The 19,106-nt window shown below is 38.8% G+C and carries 23 protein-coding genes; 5 read left to right on the top strand and 18 right to left on the bottom strand.

Features of this window, described 5'->3' with window-relative positions; genetic code table 11:
• The first annotated feature begins 271 nt into the window (after positions 1 to 271).
• The 3 genes from ACE1CI_RS03550 (at position 272) to ACE1CI_RS03540 (ending at position 4,374) form a co-directional block, all read left to right on the top strand.
• A complete protein-coding gene (locus ACE1CI_RS03550; protein WP_413266982.1) occupies positions 272 to 904 on the top strand; it encodes a TetR/AcrR family transcriptional regulator in 633 nt (210 codons plus the stop codon).
• Positions 882 to 2,462, top strand: a complete 1,581-nt coding sequence (locus ACE1CI_RS03545; protein WP_413266983.1) for an HlyD family secretion protein — start codon at positions 882 to 884, stop codon at positions 2,460 to 2,462. Before ACE1CI_RS03550 ends, ACE1CI_RS03545 begins: the two co-directional genes overlap by 23 nt.
• A gap of 271 nt (positions 2,463 to 2,733) precedes the next feature.
• A complete protein-coding gene (locus ACE1CI_RS03540) occupies positions 2,734 to 4,374 on the top strand; it encodes a DHA2 family efflux MFS transporter permease subunit (RefSeq protein ID WP_413266984.1) in 1,641 nt (546 codons plus the stop codon).
• A gap of 50 nt (positions 4,375 to 4,424) precedes the next feature.
• Here the strand turns inward: ACE1CI_RS03540 and ACE1CI_RS03535 are convergent, their stop codons facing one another.
• The 9 genes from ACE1CI_RS03535 to ACE1CI_RS03495 all read right to left on the bottom strand — a co-directional run bounded on the left by ACE1CI_RS03535 (position 4,425) and on the right by ACE1CI_RS03495 (position 11,412).
• On the bottom strand, positions 4,425 to 5,216 hold the full coding sequence (locus ACE1CI_RS03535) for a DUF4058 family protein (protein WP_413266985.1): 792 nt from the start codon (positions 5,214 to 5,216) through the stop codon (positions 4,425 to 4,427).
• A gap of 64 nt (positions 5,217 to 5,280) precedes the next feature.
• Positions 5,281 to 5,886, bottom strand: coding sequence for a cytochrome b/b6 domain-containing protein (locus ACE1CI_RS03530; protein ID WP_413266986.1), 606 nt, complete (start codon positions 5,884 to 5,886; stop codon positions 5,281 to 5,283).
• 80 nt (positions 5,887 to 5,966) lie between these two features.
• A complete protein-coding gene (locus ACE1CI_RS03525; RefSeq protein WP_413266987.1) occupies positions 5,967 to 7,049 on the bottom strand; it encodes a leucine-rich repeat domain-containing protein in 1,083 nt (360 codons plus the stop codon).
• A gap of 30 nt (positions 7,050 to 7,079) precedes the next feature.
• Positions 7,080 to 7,583: a DUF29 domain-containing protein gene (locus ACE1CI_RS03520; RefSeq protein WP_413266988.1), complete on the bottom strand. Its 504-nt coding sequence runs from the start codon at positions 7,581 to 7,583 to the stop codon at positions 7,080 to 7,082.
• A 74-nt stretch (positions 7,584 to 7,657) separates the two neighbouring features.
• On the bottom strand, positions 7,658 to 8,161 hold the full coding sequence (locus ACE1CI_RS03515; RefSeq protein WP_413266989.1) for a DUF29 domain-containing protein: 504 nt from the start codon (positions 8,159 to 8,161) through the stop codon (positions 7,658 to 7,660).
• A gap of 61 nt (positions 8,162 to 8,222) precedes the next feature.
• Positions 8,223 to 8,774 carry a Uma2 family endonuclease gene (locus ACE1CI_RS03510; RefSeq protein ID WP_413266990.1) on the bottom strand — a complete coding sequence of 184 codons (552 nt, stop codon included), beginning with the start codon at positions 8,772 to 8,774 and terminating at the stop codon, positions 8,223 to 8,225.
• 160 nt (positions 8,775 to 8,934) lie between these two features.
• The gene (locus tag ACE1CI_RS03505) at positions 8,935 to 9,480 is read right to left on the bottom strand and encodes a hypothetical protein (RefSeq protein ID WP_413266992.1); all 546 of its coding nucleotides are present in this window, start codon (positions 9,478 to 9,480) and stop codon (positions 8,935 to 8,937) included.
• Complete coding sequence (locus ACE1CI_RS03500; RefSeq protein WP_413266993.1) at positions 9,477 to 9,980, bottom strand: DUF4365 domain-containing protein; 504 nt, start codon at positions 9,978 to 9,980, stop codon at positions 9,477 to 9,479. The genes ACE1CI_RS03505 and ACE1CI_RS03500 overlap by 4 nt, the downstream gene beginning before the upstream one ends.
• Before the next feature lie 67 nt (positions 9,981 to 10,047).
• Complete coding sequence (locus ACE1CI_RS03495) at positions 10,048 to 11,412, bottom strand: helix-turn-helix domain-containing protein (RefSeq protein ID WP_413266994.1); 1,365 nt, start codon at positions 11,410 to 11,412, stop codon at positions 10,048 to 10,050.
• Between the two features lie 272 nt (positions 11,413 to 11,684).
• On the opposite strand from ACE1CI_RS03495, the gene ACE1CI_RS03490 reads away from it, so the two are divergent.
• Positions 11,685 to 12,095, top strand: a complete 411-nt coding sequence (locus ACE1CI_RS03490; RefSeq protein ID WP_413266995.1) for a hypothetical protein — start codon at positions 11,685 to 11,687, stop codon at positions 12,093 to 12,095.
• Between the two features lie 74 nt (positions 12,096 to 12,169).
• Here ACE1CI_RS03490 and ACE1CI_RS03485 read toward each other — a convergent pair whose 3' ends face one another.
• The 6 genes from ACE1CI_RS03485 to ACE1CI_RS03460 form a co-directional block, all read right to left on the bottom strand.
• Positions 12,170 to 12,451, bottom strand: a complete 282-nt coding sequence (locus ACE1CI_RS03485) for a hypothetical protein (protein ID WP_413266996.1) — start codon at positions 12,449 to 12,451, stop codon at positions 12,170 to 12,172.
• Between the two features lie 2 nt (positions 12,452 to 12,453).
• The gene (locus ACE1CI_RS03480; RefSeq protein WP_413266997.1) at positions 12,454 to 12,633 is read right to left on the bottom strand and encodes a hypothetical protein; all 180 of its coding nucleotides are present in this window, start codon (positions 12,631 to 12,633) and stop codon (positions 12,454 to 12,456) included.
• Positions 12,634 to 12,833: 200 nt separating this feature from the next.
• Positions 12,834 to 13,001 (bottom strand): hypothetical protein, encoded by a 168-nt coding sequence (locus ACE1CI_RS03475; protein WP_413266998.1) that lies wholly within the window; start codon positions 12,999 to 13,001, stop codon positions 12,834 to 12,836.
• 30 nt (positions 13,002 to 13,031) lie between these two features.
• Entirely contained in the window at positions 13,032 to 13,331 is a 300-nt protein-coding gene (locus tag ACE1CI_RS03470) for a hypothetical protein (protein ID WP_413266999.1), read from the bottom strand.
• Positions 13,332 to 13,622: 291 nt separating this feature from the next.
• Entirely contained in the window at positions 13,623 to 13,832 is a 210-nt protein-coding gene (locus tag ACE1CI_RS03465; protein WP_413267000.1) for a DUF6887 family protein, read from the bottom strand.
• Positions 13,829 to 13,957: a DUF6888 family protein gene (locus ACE1CI_RS03460; protein ID WP_459564135.1), complete on the bottom strand. Its 129-nt coding sequence runs from the start codon at positions 13,955 to 13,957 to the stop codon at positions 13,829 to 13,831. The genes ACE1CI_RS03465 and ACE1CI_RS03460 overlap by 4 nt, the downstream gene beginning before the upstream one ends.
• Before the next feature lie 242 nt (positions 13,958 to 14,199).
• Here ACE1CI_RS03460 and ACE1CI_RS03455 point away from each other — a divergent pair, with 242 nt between their 5' ends.
• Positions 14,200 to 14,733 (top strand): RpnC/YadD family protein, encoded by a 534-nt coding sequence (locus ACE1CI_RS03455; protein ID WP_413267001.1) that lies wholly within the window; start codon positions 14,200 to 14,202, stop codon positions 14,731 to 14,733.
• A 189-nt stretch (positions 14,734 to 14,922) separates the two neighbouring features.
• On the opposite strand, the gene ACE1CI_RS03450 is transcribed toward ACE1CI_RS03455, so the two are convergent.
• The 3 genes from ACE1CI_RS03450 to ACE1CI_RS03440 form a co-directional block, all read right to left on the bottom strand.
• Positions 14,923 to 15,852 (bottom strand): cation diffusion facilitator family transporter, encoded by a 930-nt coding sequence (locus tag ACE1CI_RS03450; RefSeq protein WP_413267002.1) that lies wholly within the window; start codon positions 15,850 to 15,852, stop codon positions 14,923 to 14,925.
• Between the two features lie 105 nt (positions 15,853 to 15,957).
• Positions 15,958 to 17,835 carry a biosynthetic-type acetolactate synthase large subunit gene (gene ilvB / locus ACE1CI_RS03445; RefSeq protein WP_459564136.1) on the bottom strand — a complete coding sequence of 626 codons (1,878 nt, stop codon included), beginning with the start codon at positions 17,833 to 17,835 and terminating at the stop codon, positions 15,958 to 15,960.
• Positions 17,836 to 18,188: 353 nt separating this feature from the next.
• Positions 18,189 to 18,737, bottom strand: coding sequence for a hypothetical protein (locus ACE1CI_RS03440; protein WP_413267003.1), 549 nt, complete (start codon positions 18,735 to 18,737; stop codon positions 18,189 to 18,191).
• Positions 18,738 to 19,106 lie beyond the last annotated feature (369 nt).

The following is a 19,106-nucleotide window of genomic DNA, read 5'->3' as shown; positions in this document are numbered from 1 at the left end:
TTTCTCAAACGCAATTTCCAGGTACAAGCTCTATTACCTAGTCAACCGATTTTCGATTTTCGATTTTCGATTTTCCCTGCCCACAGGGGACAGGACTTGAAATCAAAATCTAAAATTGCTAGTCAATTAGTTAGGAACATTATACTAGAGTTCGGTTTGCTTAAAGCGATCGCTAACTAAAAGAAAAATTACTGAATTCCATAGATAGAAATTGATAATCTTTTGCTGAGAGTTATAATGCAAGTAAGTACTTGCATACTAAGCAAAGATAATGGATAATACTAAAACCGCAGTAACTCGGAATCGCTTGTTAGAAGCTGCTAAGGAGGTGTTTGCCAAGGCGGGGGTGAATGGAGCAACAACAAAGGAAATTGCTCGTGTAGCGGGAGTCAATGAAGTTACTTTATTTCGCCATTTTCAGAGTAAAGAGCAATTATTGAGCGCAGTAGTGCAGCAATTTACAGCTTTGCAAGCTGAGGCTTTGGCTCATCAGGAGGAGTGGACTCAGGATCTTAGAGAAGATTTGAGGCACTATGCTTTGCTCTATAACGCTATGTTGGAAGAGCATGAAGCGTTGATTCGCACCTTTATTGGTGAAGCGCAACGACATCCAGAAGCGGCGCGTCGCATCATTTACGAAACAACGCAACCGTTACGGGAAAAGTTAATTACTTACCTGAGCAATGGTCAAAGACGCGGGATAGTTCGCCAAGGGGTTGATTTAAGAGCAGCAGTTGATATATTCACCGGAATGTTGCTGGGAGGAATGCTGCGCCGTAGTGCTAGTCCGATTCCGCTTGGTTATAGTAGCGAATCTTATGTGGAAACTTCCGTTGATTTATTTGTCTTAGGTATTAGTACGATTAAAAGTAGGTTAGAAAATGAAGCACAGCACAACAGTTGAATCTAATGGCAAATCTGACTCTAATGGCGAATCACATTCAAAAGTATTGACTGAAGAAAAAGTCTCTTTGCCAGAGGTAGAGACAGAGGAAAAAAAGGATCAATCTGCTGCTAAAGAAGCAACAGTTGTACAATCAACTTCGCCTGTTCCTACTAAAAAGAAGAATAAAACATTATTTTTGTTAATTGGATCGATCGCAATTATTGGCGGAGGAATTACTGCTTGGCATTGGTGGCAATTCAACAGCACTCATGTTACTACCGATAACGCGCAAATTGAAGGACATATTTCTCCAATTGCGCCGAAAGTTTCTGCCACAGTACAACAGGTTTTAGTTCAAGAAGGCGATCGCGTTCAAGCCGGACAAGCATTAGTTATTTTAGAAGATCGAGATTTAAATTTAAAAGTTCAACAAGCAGAAGCTAACTTACAAGCGGCGCAAGCACAATTAAATAGTGCTACTCACACAGTACCTTTGACAGAAAATACTAATACTAGCGACATTCAACAAGCGCAATCAAACTTAGCGGCGCAACAAGCCGCAATAGTTGCTGCACAAACAGGCGTTGAGCAAGCGCGATCGACAATGGAAGCAGCGCGATCGCAATTACAACAAGCTTTAGCAACAGTAGCAGCTAATCAAGCTAAAGTGCAAAAAGCGGAATCAGGAGTGTTAGCGGCTCGTGCTAAAGTTGCACAAGCGCAGACAGAATTAACTAAAAATCAAAAAGATTTTCAACGCTATCAAACTCTTTACCAACAAGGAGCAATTTCTGCTCAACAACGCGATGTTGCACAAGCGGCTTTTCAAACTGCTCAAGCAAATTTAGATATGGCAAATGAAGGAGTGAAAGAGGCGGAAGCGGAAGTTAACGATGCGCGATCGCAACTCCAGCAAACACAAGCTGCTGTTAATAGTAGTCAAGCACAAATTCAGTCAGCACAAGCAGCGATAAATAATGCAGAAGCTCAAGTACAAAAATCTCAAGCTGAAGCTGAAGCTGCGAAAGCACAAATAGCCGGAACAAAAGCAGCGACTCAAAAAGTAGTTGTACAACAAGATCAAACCCAAGTTGCTAACGCTCAAGTTAAGCAAGCAGAAGCCAATTTAGCCCTAGCACGCCAGCAACTTGCTTACACTACAATTTATGCACCAGTAAGTGGTTCTATCGGTCAATTAACTGCTGAAGTTGGTCAAAAAGTTGAGCCAGCACAACCTTTGTTAGCTGTTGTACCATTACAAGCCGACCAAATTTATGTGCAAGCTAATTTTAAAGAAACAGCTTTAAAAAATTTGCGAGTTGGAGAAATAGCCGAAGTAGAAGCAGATGCTTATCCAGGTCAAATTTTCCCAGCCAAAATAGCAGGAATTAGTCCTGCAACTGGATCTCAATTTGCTTTACTACCTCCTGATAATGCCACTGGTAACTTTAATAAAGTTGTGCAGTGGGTACCAGTGCGTTTAACTTTTCTCCCTAACTCCGATCCCGAACATAAACTCAGAGCAGGGTTAAGCGTTCGTGTCACAGTAAATACTGAAACTAAGGAGAAAAAATAAACTGCTTACAAAGATCAGTTCTTCCATTTGTGATTAATTTACTATTTCTATGTACTTAATCCTCGTTTGTCTTTCTTCCTCTTCTCTTCGTGTCCTTCGTGTCTTCGTGGTTCAATAAAAAAGCTGTTCTAACATTATTATATGCAATTAGTGAAAAAGATTTCTTTAAACCACGAAGACACGATAGCGAAGCGAAACGCGATAGCGTTTTAGAACACGAAGAACCAAGAGAATAAGAGGTTTTTACAATTGATTTAAAATTGCTAAATTAATGCCTGTAAATCATCACATTTCTAGTAAAGCTAAACCAAAATCAGTGACAAATACTAACATTAATAGTGCCAAAGTTAATCAATCGGGTTATATTACTGGGCCGCTTAAATGGGCGATCGCAGCCACAGCAGCTTTAGGCGCATTACTAGAAGTAATCGACACCAGTATTGTTAACGTTGCTTTGACTGATATGCAAGCAACTTTAGGAGCAACAGTTAGCGAAATTGCTTGGGTTGTTACCGCTTACGGCATTGCCAACGTGGTTCTAATTCCCTTAAGTGCTTGGCTAGGAGATTACTTTGGGCGGAAAACTTATTTTACTTTTTCAATGATCGGTTTTACCCTCGCTTCGGTGCTATGTGGTTTTGCTTTTAACTTGCCGATGTTAATTATTTCTCGGATTTTACAAGGCTTATTTGGAGGTGGATTATTAGCTAAAGCGCAAGCAATTTTATTTCAAACTTTTCCACCTCAAGAACAAGGTTTAGCTCAGGCTGTTTTTGGTGTGGGAGTGATTGCTGGGCCTGCGATCGGTCCCACTTTAGGAGGCTATTTAACTGATACTTTAGGTTGGCGATGGATTTTCTTTATCAACCTGCCAGTTGGTATTATTGCTGTGATTATGTCTGTGGTATTTTTACCAAAAGATAATAAGCAAGAAAACAAGCGTAATAGTGTTGTTGATTGGTGGGGAATTCTCTTATTAACTATTTCCATAGGTAGCTTACAAACAGTCTTGGAAGAAGGAGAAAAAGAAGGGTGGTTTGATTCAAGTTTTATTAGTATTTTGAGTGTCGTTAGTGCGATCGCAAGCGTATTATTTATCTGGCGAGAAATGACTACCAAACATCCAGCTGTAGATTTGCGCGTACTCCGTCATCGTTCCTTAGCAGCCGGAAGTATTTACTCAGGTATTCTTGGCATGGGACTTTACGGCGCACTTTTTGCCATCCCAATTTTTGCCCAAAGCATAGCCCACTATACCGCATGGCAAACAGGTTTATTGTTAGCTCCCGGTGCTTTGGCTTCAGCAATTACTATGATTTTATTAGGCAAAATATCCTCAAAAGTTGATGCCCGAATTTTGATTGGTATAGGTGCAGTGGGATTAGGTTTTACAATGTTTAATTTAGCTAATATAAACCCGAATACAGGTGCTCACGATCTATTTTGGCCTTTAATTTGGCGGGGTGCATTTACAGTGCTGATGTTTTTGCCCTTAAGTTTAGCAACTTTAGGGCCACTTCCTAAACAGGATATTTCAGCTGGCTCTGGATTTTATAATCTTACTCGCCAATTAGGTGGCAGTATTGGAATTGCGATTTTAACTACTTTACTTGACCAACGCGAACATTTCCATCGAGCCGTGCTTTTAGCTCATATTACCAGCTATGATTTAGCAACTAATCAGCGTATTGAGTTATTTACACAGGCATTTCAAAGCCGGGGAATGGATGCTTACACAGCACATCAACAAGCATTAGCAGCAATTAGTCAAATTGTGAATCTTCAAGCAGCTATTCTATCTTTTGCAGATATTTTTCGCATAGTTGGGTTAGCTTTTCTTTGTTCTTTACCATTGTTGTTCTTTTTGGGTAAAGGTGGAGCAAGAAATTCTGCTGCTAACGCTGCTCATTGAGGATCGGTAGACATTTCCACAAAAGAATGTAGAGACGTTGTATACAAAGTCTAATCAACTTGATTTCGTAATCCTTGACTTCGCAATAATTCATCGACCCAAATAGCATCTTCTGGTTTTAATTTTGCTACAGGCTCCTGATTGTAGTCTACTCTTAAACCAAAACCTGCGCGATCGTACACACCGTTTAATAAGCTTTGCAACTCGATTAATGGTTCAGTTTCCCTTGACTGCAATGGTAAAGGAAATGAGGGTATTTGATCTGGTAAATTAAAAGCATACAAACTGGCGCTAGGACGGCGATCGCTACGACTAATTAAAATGCGATAATCTGACTGAATCTTTTCGATTATTCGCATTGGTTTTCCATTTCTGAGCAAGTCAATTTCTACTAAATTAGTTAAGCTTGCTAAAACTTGCTGGCGCTTCCGTTCATAAGCTTCTCTTCCTTCTTTTGAGCGTTTGTTTTTCGGAGAAAGGATTTCTACAACAGTAACAACTACACCTGTTCCTGTTTCTTTAATTGCTAAATAACTCTCTCTAATTTCTTCGGGTTGCGGTATTGTAACTGTAATTGCTTCTGTTTGAGAAGTGAGTGTAAGAGTCGATCGCGTTTCACTATTATTTGAACGTCTAGAAAATATTGCTACATCTGGAATTCCTACCAAAACGCTATCTTCAATGTCACTTAAGTAAGTACGCTTCTCGATGGCAACATAATATTTAGGGAGCAACGAAGGTGCTAGTGCATCGGCAATAGCTGTAATTAACCGATGATGAACCTCAGACCACAATTCCGGGTCTTCTAAATAAGGATTCATTCCGGGAAAGGGAGAAGGCATTTCATTCTCTCCAACAAATTAGTTCTATTTTAGCTAATCTAATCACAACCTTAAATAAATCAATTTACCAATGTGGATTCCGCAGCCAATTTTTCACTTTTTCCGACCATAATTTCGGGCTATCATCAGGGCGAATCTTAGCATCAAACATAGAAAGTAAGAGCGGAATTCCCCCCACTTTTACACTCATTAATAAATGCAGTGCCAAGGCAACTACAACGCCACACCAAGCAATCAAATGTGCATAATACCAAGGATGATTTAGTTGCCCTTGCGGTAGCCAATTTTCGTCTTGAAATTTACCAGATAGTAAGGCAAATAAAGCAGAGATTAACATTAAAGTATTGGCGAAACGTTGCAGATTATACCACCAAATAGGTTTTCCAACTTCTTTGAGGTTACTAAAGGAATCTGCTTGAATTAAACGCCGATAACCAACCCGAATACTGTAAATTGTAAAAAGTATCATGATTGGCAGAAAGAAAAACCCAAAAGTGCCGTGAATATCAATAAATTCGCGATTTTTTAAAGTAACTGCAAGGCGACCGAAGCGACCATCCCAGCTATCATATACTAAAAATCCGGTGATAGCAGCACCAATTACCAGTAAAGCGGTAATACCGTGCAGTAGTCGGAAAATTAGCGGTTGATAAGGTTTTGTGGGTGGCATAATGTGCAGGAAAATTCTAGTATTTTAGATGATATCAAATTAATTTTCGGATTGGCGATCGCAATGCTCTTAATTATAGTTTATGTTTCCATAGCAAATTCTTCTGGGTCAATTCCCCAATTTACCCAACGAATAGCTTCTCTAGCAGATTTCAGATTTGGCGGAACGCGCAAAGCATGAATGTATCCGGTAGTAGGACAAGTCATTTTTAATAAATAAGTTGCCTCTATTGTGCGGTCATCTTCGATATCGAAATCATCGAAAATATCGATTTTTAATAAGGTGTATTCGCGCCAAGTATCTAATTCTGTAGCTTGTAGTTCTTGGCAAATGCGATCGTACCCAATTTGTTGAATTAAAACGCGGCGAATTCCTATATTCTTCTCTTCTAAAATCCATTTAGATTGCCATTTTTGCAGAGGCAGAAAATATTTTTTCGGCAAAGTTACATTGTAAATTTCGCAGTATTCTAAAGAGTTAAGTGATTGTAAAGGACTCAAGTCTGTGATTTGACTGCCTTCGAGATAAAGGTAGGTCAGATTGGAAAGAGTTGAAAGTGGACTCAAATCTTTGATTTGATTGTTGTGGAGATACAATTCTGTCAAATTGGTGAGAGTTGAAAGTGGACTCAAATCTGTGATTTGATTATTGTGGAGATACAATTCTGTCAGATTGGAAAGAGTTGAAAGTGGACTCAAATCTTTGATTTGACTGACTTCGAGATACAGTTTGGTCAGATTGGTGAGTGTAGAAAGTAATTTGAGATCTTTGATTTCATTAGCTTCAAGATAAAGTTCTGTCAGATTGGTGAGCACCGAAAGTGGAAGGTAGTCTACGATTTGATTAAGGCGAATATTCAGTTTGCTAAGATTGGTGAGTGTGGAAAGTGGATTTATATCTGTAATTTGATTGTTGTGAAGATACAGTTCTGTCAGATTGGTGAGAGTTGAAAGTGGATTTAAATCTGTAATTTGATTGCAGTGGAGATTCAGTTTAGTTCGACTCATCAGAATTAATTCTGCTTCATGGCAATCAGTTGTACCAGCTTCTCTGAGCAATACCTCAACTGTATGTTTCGCTGCTGGAGAAAGGTGATCTTTGTGCCTACACCAATCAGCAAAGCTTTGAAAAGTTTCTGTTAAATTTGATTGTACTTCGGACATGGCGTTAAATTTTTATCAATTGATTACTTCTCAATTTTCCACAACCCAATTTTCACCTGATGTAATTGGTTCTCCTGGGAAAAAACTACCATCCAAAACTTGCTCAATACTGTAAGAACATTCAGCAGGAAAATCTTTGTCTGTAAGGGATGTTTCGCGTGCAGCCAAATCAATTCCATCTTCATAAGCTATTTGCAATGCTTCAGGAAGATAAGGTTTCAAGCTGGGATTTTCAGCCAACAATTGTCGTATTCTACGCCGTTGTTCTCGCAAGGTAAAAAACCAGCTTTTCGACCTTTTATTAGGTTGAAATTCCCATTTCAACAAATGACCGAGTAGCACTCCCAAGCGATTTCTTAATTCCTGACGTACTTGCTTTCCCAAAGATTCAATTTCCTCAACTAAATTGACAATATCTAAACTTTCCCATACTCCTTGTTGCAGGAGTTTCGCTTGTTCCTGCGTCCAAGCATAGAAGTCAGTTTCGTAGAGGTTGGAAGTTTGGGGAGAGGATGCGATCGCTTTTCTATCCATAATTAAATCTGAGGTAACAATAACGATTTGAAATTTCTGGGGATTTAGTTTAAGTATTAATTCTAGAACTTATTTTAATTTTCCACCACCCAGTTTTGACCCGATTCCAGGGGTTCTCCGGGAAAAAAAGTAGCATCCAGAATTTGCTCAATACTGTAAGGACACTCAGATGGAAACTCTTCGTCAGGGAGAAATGTCTCGCGTATAGCTAAGTCAAGTCCATCTTTATATGCTTTTTGCAACACTTCGGGAAGATAGGGTTTTAAGCTGGGATTTTCATCCAAATGTTCGAGAATTCTGCGACGTTGTTCCCGCAATGTTAAAAACCAGCTTCTCGACCTTTTATGAGGCTGAAATTCCCATTTCAACAAATGACCGAGTAGCACTCCCAAGCGATTTCTTAATTCCTGACGTACTTGCTTTCCCAAAGATTCAATTTCCTCAACTAAATTGACAATATCTAAACTTTCCCATACTCCTTCTTGAAGGAGTTTCGCTTGTTCCTGCGTCCAAGCATAGAAGTCTGTTTCGTAGAGGTTGGGAGTTTGGGGGGAGGATGCGATCGCTTTTCTATCCATAGTATAAATTTGAGTAACAACAACTCTTTTAGTTTTCTTTAGTTAAATATTTGAAATGCTTTTAAGCCAACAATTCATCAACCGCCACACTAAAGCCTGGTAGCATAATTTGAGTACTAACTGTATCACCTAAAGTAAATAATTTTTGTTGCTGTTTAGTAATTACCAAAACCCATTGACTTTCAGGAAAAACCAACCATATTTCCTGACAACCAGAATCTAAATACTCTTTGACTTTAGTAAATACTTCCTCAGCTTTATCAGTAGGAGAAATAATCTCAGCAATTAGTGGAAAACTTTGCGGTAGGACTATAAAATTATTCCCATATTGTGCTAATAATTCTGGTGTCAAATAAGCCACATCAGGACAACGCCCTCTTTCCACTGTGCGACAAGATACTTCCGTGTAAACTTCTCCACCCTGATTACTAGAACTCATGTAATTTCCCCAATACCGAGTGAGTCTAGCTTGAATTCGACTATGCTTCGCTGTCATTCCATTTTTCTCCAGTAATTGTCCATCCACCCATTCTGTATTATCAGGCGGATTGAGCATATAATCTTCAAGAGTAAAAACTTTTGATTCTGGGGAAATTTCGGCAGTAGTTAACATTCCTAATTCTCCAATTCAGCCCTTAATCACTATCCTTCATTAACCCCTACTTTAACATACTGTTTTACCACAGGTTGCAAGTTAAAAAGCGTTTCATTACCTTGGTTGATTTTGGCAATTAATGAACGCCTTCCCAAAGATTGCATAAGATAGTCAAACACTAATCTATCTCAGTGTCTATAGCAAAATAACGAGAGTTTTTCAGGTTGAAATGTCCGTTTTCTTTAATTAAATCTCCTGTACATATTATGGGAAGACGTTCTTGATAAGCTTTGATAGCTTTGATATAGTCACGATCTGCTAATTCAGTTTGAATTTTTCGCAATTTATCGACGACTATACCAAGCAAAGTGATTTCACCACTTAATTTGTCGGCATTGGGAGTTTGAATTTGCATGACAACTCCCCGAATAGTAATATTGACAGCATTGGTAATTAGTTCGCTAATAATATCAAGCTGAGAGCGATTTTCGACTTTTTCTAAAGTATCTAGTATGATGCTCATAGAAACAGTAAAACCTGGGGTTTCCTGATGCAATGGTAAAACAATTTCTATTGCTTCGCTTGCGGTGTTTTGCTTTCTCCAAATAGTGGCTTTATCGAGAATTTGTTTTTGTTGATGCCAACCGTTTTTTTGCAGATAAACAGTGATTTGTGAGGGTTGGATAGATTGGAGAAATGCGATATCTTTTATAGTAACATTCATAAATTTTCTCCCTGAGCAATGCTTTGCATCAACTGTTGAAGTTTATTAGCGGTGAAAATATTTCCTCTGGGAATAGATAGGGTTACAGTTTCTTTATTTGCTGTGGGTGAAGCACCAGCTAAGGAAATCCAGTAAGCGCAATGTCTGAGACAGAGTTCTGTTTCTGATTGATTTAACCAGTTTTCTAAATTATCGGGAACTACAACGACAATTAAAATTAGAGGTGGATATTGATTGGGTGTTCGGAGTTCTTCATAGTTTTTAATTCTTAGAGGATATTTCAGATAAGTTTCGTCCAAAAGTTCTCTTGATGTACATTTTAATTGCACGAAAAGTTGAGGAAATCCCATCACTCCTTGTACGCTAACTCCGGTAATGATTAAGTCAATACCCAGTTGATCTAAAGGAGTAGTGGTTCTCTGGAAAAAATAACCTTTAGCAGCAGTGACAGCGTAAACATAGGCGTAGCTGAATTCTTCTTTTTGGATGTTAATTTCCACTGATATTTGTATTTATAGATAGTTGAAACGAGTAGCTAGGTTATTCACTTGGTTATTATCTCTTATCCTACTGCATTTTAACATACTGTTTAACTACAGGTTGCAAGTTAAAAAGTGTTTCATTACCTTGGTTGATTTTGGCAATTAATGAACGCCTTCCCAAAGATTGCATTGCATTAATTAAATCTGAAGCAGGTAATTGTAAATGTGACAATATTTGAGAAATAGCAATAGCTTCTGTTTCTCCAGCAATACTACAAATTATCTGTTTTTCTATTTCGGATAAACGATCGCACTCCTGAAACAATACATCCTTTAAATCTTCATTCAACAAAAGGTTATCATATTTAACAAATTCCCCAACTCTCCCACCAAACAAATCTTGAATCATGGTAGCAATTATTTTTAACCATAAAGGATTACCTTGGTATTTTTCAATTAACTCTTGCCATTTCTCTTCTTCAACTAATCTCTTTTCTCTGAGTATTTCTTTAGCCGATCGCAAATCTAAACCCTGCAATTCTAAACAACAAACCTGACGATTTTCTGCTTCTAATTTAGCAACTTCTCTCGGTTTATCCCAACTAAGCAGAACTAAGCAACTTTGATGATGTAATTCTCCTAGTCTTTTGAATAATTCGCCGTAATTTTCATAACCGTTTTCATAACAACCAGCTAATTGTCCCTTGCTGAAAATTGAATGCACATCATCTAATATTATCAAGCAGCGATGTTTCCGCAAATATTCGATTAATTGTGATAAGTTAATGTTGAGCTTTAATCCGTTTTCTGGTTGATTAGAGAGGAATTGAATTAGATTTGTTTGCAGTTCTTCAAGTAATGGTTTGCTGTGTAAGCTGCGCCAAATTACATATTCAAATTTATCTTTTATTTGTTCGATTAATTGTAAAGCAAGTGCAGTTTTACCAATTCCGCTCATTCCCAATATTGTTACTAGGCGAGAGTGTTGTTGTACGATCGCTTTTTCCAGCTGATTTAGTTCTTCACTCCGTCCAAAAAAAGGAGAAATATCAGGTGCATCTTCCAGAGAGATTTGGGTTTTGGGGTGGTGCGATCGATCTTGTGAAACTTCTGGAGGTTGCAAAGGTTTTTGACAGAAGTTGACGTTACCAATTCCTACAAAGTCTTGAGCGAAATTAGATGAAACTATAGAGAATCGCTGTCTCTCAATAGTAGATCGTAAATTAGATTTACTAACATCTTCACCTAAGATATCTGAAATTCTTTTCCATAAATCAGATGCAACATCTTTAATATGACCTTCGCTACAATGAAATTCTTCTGCTATTTTCGAGTATTTCTCATTTTGCCAAACACCTTTCAATATAGCTTGCTCTAAATCGTCTAAATGCTTTCCCGTTTTCTGAAAAACTATATCATCTGCAAATTTTAACACTTCCTTAATGTCCATAGCTCGGATAGATGCTTGGGGTTTCGCTTATTATAATCCGACTTTTTCCTACTTTCTCCGACTTTTACAACTCAAAAGAACTTAATTTTACATTTATTTTATAAATAACCCTACTTTTTCCGATTTTTCCCGACTGTACAAAATTGAACCAAAAAAAGAAAATAAAAATACAGATAGAGCCATTATCTGATTAATTTTTGTATCTAAACTTGTTGAAGCCTAACCCATCAACACAGTCTCGGCACGTAAAGAATAAATCTAAGGTTAAAAACATGAAAAATACAACACCAATATTAGCAATAACAGCTTCTTTAAGCTTTATTGGCTATAGTTTAGGATTTGCTCAAATCACTAATGCTAATCCAAGAGAAGTCAATTCAGGGGAACAAAGCTTGAGACTTTTAGCACAAAGTAGTCCTTGGGGGCAAGTTGAATCTCCACAAACATACACAAATCCTGATACTGGACAGGTTCTTTGTTTCTATTCATCAGGACGTTGGGCTCCTTGTCCGGGTCAAGGCAATACAATTATCATACCTCCAAATGCTAAGTGTAGAGGTCAAAGAGCTAGCGGATTTGAAACTAATTCCTGTCCAATAAATCTTTGTTCTATGGAAAATCTACATTTTCCCCAACCTGGCGAACAAAGACCTCCCTCTTTACCTTGTACTGGTCTACCATAGTAAGCAAATTATTTTTAATAATACGGGAAAGAGCGATCGCACCCTACCCAAGATATGTGCGATCTCACTTCATTCTAAGATCCAATCTCACTCTTCTGCTTACTAGAAATATCTGCTATTTTCCACACTCGCCCTTGACAGTGAACTTCATCATTGATGATCCGAACACCAAAAATTTGACGTTCTAATTCTCTCGATTCTTTTCGTTCTTCATCAGTCATGTAGTCATCGCCCTTTAAACCACTTGGACAACGCTTGGGATCTCCCCCAGCATCCAAATAACGCTGTTTTGCTATGGCAGTCAATTCTAGCAATCTTGCGTACTGCTTTTTCTCTTGTTCCGTCGGTTCTCTCATACTTATAATATCCACTCAGGAGGGACAATATCACCGTTTGGTAAGATGATAGCAATTGGTAAAACAGGACTTAGAGTGTGAATTCGCCAACGTCCTGTTTCTTCATCATAAAGTCTCCACTCAAGCAATTCAAGGGTTTCCAAAGCATTAATTATTAAATACTGTGCTTCGGTTGGTTCCATAAGTTTTTAGTTCTTAATTTTGACTCTAGTTATCGTACCAAAACGAGCCATATTCTTTTCCAAAGCTTTGAATTGAAGGCGAATGACTACGGTTTTTTAGCCTAATTTTGTAGCAAAACTATTAGTTAATTGCGATATGCTTACAGCAGGCTACGCCAACGCACCATTACCAAAATATGTGCGATCGCTTTTATACAATTTCACTTCATCGAAGCTTCTTTAAATTCACGCAGACGTTTTTCATACTTTTGTGCGAACGCCTCTCCCATCTCACAAAGTTCTTTAGCTTTCTGTTCAGTAACTTTCGCCAGTTCCAGCATTTCTCCCAGTTCTGCCAGTTGCTTTTCGTTCAATTCCGATTGTGTCATAGCCAGTTTTCCAAACGAGTTTTGAGCCTATTACTGAGAAGCTAACTCCAGTTCTTCAGCATAAAAATCACCAATCTCCACTGGAAATTTTAAACTATTTCCCTCGCGCATCTGTGAAACCAGCTTATAGATTTCCACTCCCAAATTCTGATTAAATCTAAACAGATGTAAAAAATATTCATCTCCTCTGATACCTTGAATTTGGCGATCGGCAATCGTAGCACTTTCAACATTTAAAGTAAATTCATGTTGCTCCGTACCAATTAACACTACAACATTGAAACCCAGATTTCTTGATGTAGGTTCGATAGAAATAACTTGTGTTTTCATTGTTCTATCCAGTAAACAGCTGGCGATCGCCACTCACAAATCAGCAGCTAAAAGCCGACCTTCTATAGGTTCATACTCATCTTCTAATAACCACAACTTTGCCTCCTCATAGTTATTACTAGAAAACACAATTTTATATCATGGCAAATTTTGGGATCGATGCTAATATTTTCTTGCCAATCGTTCATTTTAATTGCTATCAATTTTATTACAACTATATCTTAAACTTTGGCTATTAGCGATCGTACATATTATGTAGAGCGATCGCTAATCACCAACCCATCAAAAACCTTATTTTTCCAATTTCTTAATCTGTTCCTCAATTAATTTCGGAACTTTTTCCCAATCTTCAGGAGTCTTAGGACATGGATATCTGACTGCATCTTTATTATCAGCCTTCAAGCGGTCAACCAACATATAAAAAGCTTCATTATCATCTCTATGAGCCATTACATAGCTTCGTAATTCAGCTTTGCTCATCGTTTCAAAATCTGGTTTCATATCAAAAACTCCCATGTTCCATCACGATAAACTTGGATTTGAAGTTCTTCCCCTGCAAAGATGAATATCGAGCCATCCCGCTCATCCAAACGTAATATTTCGATCGAACGGTAAAAATTAGTCAAAGCTTGACATAGCCTAATGCAGGTTAAACCTTGTTCTGTAGTTGGAAGAATATCCGCTCCTTTTTTTAATATTTTACAGCTTGATTACAACTATATCTTAAACTTTAGTGATTAGCGATGTGTCTACGGCAGGCTACGCCAAAGCACCTTTTTGATTCCAGTTCTTCAGATAGTAAAATTATCTAACCACCTGTAAGTTAAAATCAATATATGCCCCAGCTAAATAATTAATTAAATGGCTTTTGATAACGCTTGTAAATACCTATCAGAAACCTACCCCAGAGAATTCGCTACTTGGATGGCAGCAAGATCCCGAACCCTTATTACAAAATTCCGCTCTCTTACCCTTAGCAACCTTATGCCGCACAGAAACCCCCTCACAGTTACTTACTCAAGTCTCCCAGCAATTAGCTAAAATTGAAACAGTCAACGAAAGGGGGATGCTAACAGCTGTTAGTAGTATTTTAGCAGGTTTGCGCTTTGAAAAAAACTTGATTAATCAACTATTTCGCGAGGACATTATGAGAGAATCAGTCATTTATCAAGAAATCCTCGAAAAAGGATTACAACAAGGCTTACAACAAGGTTTACAACAAGGTTTACAACAAGGTTTAAAAAGCTCTATTTTAGAGGCACTGTCAGACCGTTTTACTTCAGTTTCACCAGAGGTAATTCAGAGATTAGAAGGATTAACAATTGAGGAGTTAAAGCGGTTAAACCGTCAAGCTTGGACTTGTGAAACTTTGGCTGAATTTATCTCTCAGTTACCTGCTTAGAATGGTTCAACTGATATATTTCTCATCAGCTACGTGAAAGATAATACCTGCAAGGTAACGGCTAAATCTAAATGGGAAGGTGGGGTTCTATGATTCAAGCTAAATCAAAAACATGATATAACATCAAAAAAGAAAAAAATCCTATTTTAAGTCCCCCTTGGTAAGGGGGATTTAGGGGGATCTCCATTTTCAAATTACATGATCTGGTTCCAATACACAAGGATGATTTGGATCGCCTGTTTCTATTTGTAATGTTGTATGTTCAATGCCAAAATGATCGTGAATTTCATGACAAGTTTGGGCTAAAAAAGCATCGCCAGGATGTCCAGAAGGCATTACCAAATGAGCAGTTAGCGCCGTTTCTGTCGTACTCATTGCCCAAATGTGCAAATCATGAACTTGGGTAACTCCGGGACGTTCTCTTAAATAAGTTAACACAGCTAATGGTTCAATTCCTGTGGGTACAGCATCGATCGCTAAATTAAAAGAATCTTTCAACAATTCCCAAGTTCCGACAATAATCACCCCACTAATTATCAAACTCATTGCCGGATCTAACCACAGCCAGCCAGTAAAAACAATAATAATTCCGGCTAACACCACACCCACTGATACTAGCGCATCAGCTGCCATGTGCAGAAAAGCCGCCCGAATATTTAAATCCGTCTTTCGCCCAGACAAAAACATTAAAGCCGTTATCGTATTAATTACAATACCTACCGCTGCCACAGCAATAATTATTCCTCCCGCTACAGGTTTAGGATGGATCAAACGCCCAATTGCTTCCCAAGAAATTGCGCCTACAGCTATTAGTAAAAAGATCGCATTTAACAGAGCCGCTAATATGGAAGAACGTCGCCAACCATAAGTATAACGGTGTGATGGCTTACGCTGGGAAAGAATAGTCGCAACCCAAGCTAATACTAAACCTAATACATCGCTTAAATTATGCCCAGCATCAGCAAGTAAAGCCACTGAATGAGCCAAGAAACCATAAATAGCTTCAATAAACACGAAGCCAAGATTCAGAATTAAACCGATCGTAAAAGCGCGACTGTAATTATTTAAACCATGAGTATGTTCATGATGATGATGTTGGTGGTTATGATCGTGTCCCATCACTAATTATCTCTTATAGAAAACCCATACTATGAACAACTAGCCTGATAAAAAGAGGCGTGAATATTCACGCCCCTAGAGTAACATTAATTAGTGCAAATCAACTTACAATTTTGTGCCACATTCTGGACAGAAATGGTTAGTTGAAACATTTTTCGCACCGCAATGATCGCAGTAAATTAACTCAGCAGCTTGGTCGGTTTTCGGACGTTCGGGCAAACCGATCATCTGTGCATTGCTCTTACCAGGAGCTACCATTGGGTAACAGTTTTCATCGCGCTTCACATGAACATCTAGCAACACAGAACCTTTGTGCGCTAACATTTGAGCGATCGCATCCTTCAACTCTTCCCGTTTACGAACCACAATCCCTTTTATGCCGTAAGCTTCTGCCAACTTCACGATGTCAGGCATTCCCGATTCCATATTCGATGCCGAATAATGCCCATCATAGAAAGTTTCTTGCCACTGGCGCACCATTCCTTGCCAACCGTTATTAATAATCACGGTTTTGATATCGATGCCATACTGAGCGAGAGTTCCCAACTCCTGAATATTCATTTGGATGCTGGCATCTCCGGCAACACAAATTACCTGTTCATCACCCAGCGCCACCTTAGCACCCATAGCCGCTGGCATTCCAAAACCCATTGTGCCTAAACCAGCGCTGGAAATCCACTTCCGAGGGCCATTTTTCAAGAATTGCGCCGCCCACATTTGGTGTTGACCAACATCAGTGGTGTAGCAGGCATTAGGTGCTTGTTGTGTCAATTCCACAACCACTTCTTGGGGAGACAGTACATCAGAATATTGGGGTACTACCAAAGGATAATCATTTTGCCAGCGATTGATGCGTTCCAACCATTCCTTAGTTTGGTCGGTATTTCCACAAGCGCCAGTTTCATGGCAACGGCGCAACAACTCCATCAAAACTTGGCGCACATCACCAACAATTGGCACTTCGGGGGCGCGGTTTTTGCCCACTTCTGCTGGGTCAATATCAATGTGAATTACTTTAGCACGGGGGGCAAATTCATCTAATTTCCCTGTTACCCGGTCATCAAAACGCGCACCCACAGCGATTAACAAATCGCATTCTGTCACTGCAAAGTTAGCGTATGCGGTGCCGTGCATTCCCAACATTCCCAATGCCAAGGGGTGATTTTCATCGAAAGCGCCCTTACCCATCAAGGTTGTAGTGACTGGGATTTGGAAGCATTCAGCCAAATCTTTGATTTCGGAATGGGCGCTGGCTGCGATCGCACCACCACCCACATATAATAGTGGTCGATTCGCTTCCCGAATTAAACTAATTGCTTGGCTAATTTGCCGAGGATTACCTTTAAATGTAGGTCGATAACCGGGCAATTTCACCGAACCTGGTTCTACTGGCACATAATCAAATTCTTCTAATCCTACATCTTTAGGCACATCAATTAAAACTGGCCCCGGACGACCTGTACTGGCAATGTGGAATGCTTCTGCCACAATTTTCGCCATGTCTTTCGGGTCGCGGACTACATAAGAATGTTTAACAATTGGTAGAGTAATTCCATAAATATCAATTTCTTGGAAGGCATCAGTACCAATTGCAGGGCGTGGTACTTGTCCGGTAATTACTACGATCGGAATTGAGTCCATATAAGCCGTAGCAATCCCAGTTACTAGATTAGTCGCTCCCGGCCCAGAAGTACCGAAGCACACACCTACCTTACCAGTTGCCCGCGCATAACCATCAGCAGCATGAGCAGCACCCTGTTCATGTCTCACCAAGAAATGCTTGATATCGCCTGCTGCTTCAAAACGATATACTTCATCATAAATTGGTAGAATTGCCCCACCTGGATAACCGAAAATATGCTTTACGCCATGACGTTTGAGACTATCGAGCAAAGCAAACGAACCTGTGGCTCGTATGGCATGAGGGGCAGAGTTTTCCTCCCCACTACTGGATTCTTTGGCAGTTACGGTTTGAGTAGACACGGGATTAGACCTCACTATAGACGACAAATAAATTGCTGGAGAATTTTGTATCTCATAATACTTTATGTTTAGCTCTCCTGATTCGTGTTCCTACATACAATTTTTATACGGATTTTTTTAGGCAAAACTAAACATACCCATCTTTTTAATATTTCTAAAATCGATCGGGGGTAATAAAACAGTATTATAGCTGAAGCAAATGCCTAAAATACTTACCAGCAAAGCCATTTAGAAAAAATTGTCCGATCCGCTTGTGAATATGTATCATGCTGCCACAACAATTTCTGAGTTGTCTACACTTTTTACATCTAATTTGCGGAACTTTACCTTAAATAAAATTGTATCTAAAACTTTTACGTTTTGTATCTCTCTAACAACATAACTAAAAATTGGGCGGCTGTGGTCTGCGTTTTCTGTTCAGATTTGTCGTTTGGCGAATGTATCCACCAACCGACAACTGTTTGAGGTTGTCGCCAAAGTTCTAAATGTTCCACTGACGGTTCAGCCCAGAAGCTATCCTCGCCACTCCCTAGCAAAGCCGAACTCCAATGGGTAAAGTAATCATGGCTAAGTCGATGAATGGGAAAGCTACCCGTTAAAGGTACGCCCCAACCATCTAAGGCAATGAAAGCTTTGACTTCGCCGCCTAAAAGTTGCCATCCCCAAGCTGCGCCTATTGCTCCCACCACACCAGCGCTGAAGCTAATAATTGCGATCGGTGAAGTTAGGGAATGATTTTGGCACAAAAACTGCAAAATATGCCCAGATGAGTAAGCTGGATCATCTTCTATTGGAAAAATCAGGATATCTTGCCGTTTTTGGTTATCTTTTAGTTGTAAGCCTGTCAGAAAGCTTTCTGTTAATTTCGGTTCGTGAATCCCAGGACAAATAATTAAGCTCATCAGTTGCTAACAAAATCAACTTATCTAATAACTCAAGTTGCTGGTTATAAGATTGAGGCTGGTAGTGGATAGTAGGTAGTAAGAATCGGATTCCTACTACCCACTACCTATTACCAACCTTAGTATAAAGAAAAGTTTCTTAGGTAATAAAATTTACTTGGGTAAAAGTAAGCAGATAACCAAATATTATTCAATAGCTAATTAATAAATTTTTCTTACTTTTTAATAAATTTTCTAAATAAATTAAAATTTTTGGTAAAAGTCTTAAATTATTCTTTTATTTAACGAACCTATTGATCCTTTTTGCTAAATTATAGTTACCTAACCAGATTTGCATAAATCTAATGATTACCAAAAAACTAAAGTCGA

The sequence above is a fragment of the Floridaenema flaviceps BLCC-F50 genome (genome assembly GCF_041929275.2).
GTDB lineage: Bacteria > Cyanobacteriota > Cyanobacteriia > Cyanobacteriales > Aerosakkonemataceae > Floridanema > Floridanema flaviceps.
Note: the sequence above shows the minus strand (reverse complement) of the source record. Positions and strands in the feature narration are given on the sequence as shown.

Bases quoted from the DNA above. Each gene is read 5' to 3' on its own strand.
- ACE1CI_RS03520 (WP_413266988.1), bottom strand. From the start codon at position 7,583: ATGGATAGAAAAGCGATCGCATCCTCTCCCCAAACTTCCAACCTCTAC.
- ACE1CI_RS03450 (WP_413267002.1), bottom strand. From the start codon at position 15,852: ATGGGACACGATCATAACCACCAACATCATCATCATGAACATACTCAT.
- ACE1CI_RS03505 (WP_413266992.1), bottom strand. From the start codon at position 9,480: ATGAATGTTACTATAAAAGATATCGCATTTCTCCAATCTATCCAACCC.
- ACE1CI_RS03530 (WP_413266986.1), bottom strand. From the start codon at position 5,886: ATGCCACCCACAAAACCTTATCAACCGCTAATTTTCCGACTACTGCAC.
- ACE1CI_RS03495 (WP_413266994.1), bottom strand. From the start codon at position 11,412: ATGGACATTAAGGAAGTGTTAAAATTTGCAGATGATATAGTTTTTCAG.
- ACE1CI_RS03480 (WP_413266997.1), bottom strand. From the start codon at position 12,633: ATGGAACCAACCGAAGCACAGTATTTAATAATTAATGCTTTGGAAACC.
- ACE1CI_RS03490 (WP_413266995.1), top strand. From the start codon at position 11,685: ATGAAAAATACAACACCAATATTAGCAATAACAGCTTCTTTAAGCTTT.
- ACE1CI_RS03550 (WP_413266982.1), top strand. From the start codon at position 272: ATGGATAATACTAAAACCGCAGTAACTCGGAATCGCTTGTTAGAAGCT.
- ACE1CI_RS03475 (WP_413266998.1), bottom strand. From the start codon at position 13,001: ATGACACAATCGGAATTGAACGAAAAGCAACTGGCAGAACTGGGAGAA.
- ACE1CI_RS03525 (WP_413266987.1), bottom strand. From the start codon at position 7,049: ATGTCCGAAGTACAATCAAATTTAACAGAAACTTTTCAAAGCTTTGCT.
- ACE1CI_RS03485 (WP_413266996.1), bottom strand. From the start codon at position 12,451: ATGAGAGAACCGACGGAACAAGAGAAAAAGCAGTACGCAAGATTGCTA.
- ACE1CI_RS03470 (WP_413266999.1), bottom strand. From the start codon at position 13,331: ATGAAAACACAAGTTATTTCTATCGAACCTACATCAAGAAATCTGGGT.
- ACE1CI_RS03440 (WP_413267003.1), bottom strand. From the start codon at position 18,737: ATGAGCTTAATTATTTGTCCTGGGATTCACGAACCGAAATTAACAGAA.
- ACE1CI_RS03515 (WP_413266989.1), bottom strand. From the start codon at position 8,161: ATGGATAGAAAAGCGATCGCATCCTCCCCCCAAACTCCCAACCTCTAC.
- ACE1CI_RS03465 (WP_413267000.1), bottom strand. From the start codon at position 13,832: ATGAAACCAGATTTTGAAACGATGAGCAAAGCTGAATTACGAAGCTAT.
- ACE1CI_RS03545 (WP_413266983.1), top strand. From the start codon at position 882: ATGAAGCACAGCACAACAGTTGAATCTAATGGCAAATCTGACTCTAAT.
- ACE1CI_RS03510 (WP_413266990.1), bottom strand. From the start codon at position 8,774: ATGTTAACTACTGCCGAAATTTCCCCAGAATCAAAAGTTTTTACTCTT.
- ACE1CI_RS03540 (WP_413266984.1), top strand. From the start codon at position 2,734: ATGCCTGTAAATCATCACATTTCTAGTAAAGCTAAACCAAAATCAGTG.
- ACE1CI_RS03535 (WP_413266985.1), bottom strand. From the start codon at position 5,216: ATGCCTTCTCCCTTTCCCGGAATGAATCCTTATTTAGAAGACCCGGAA.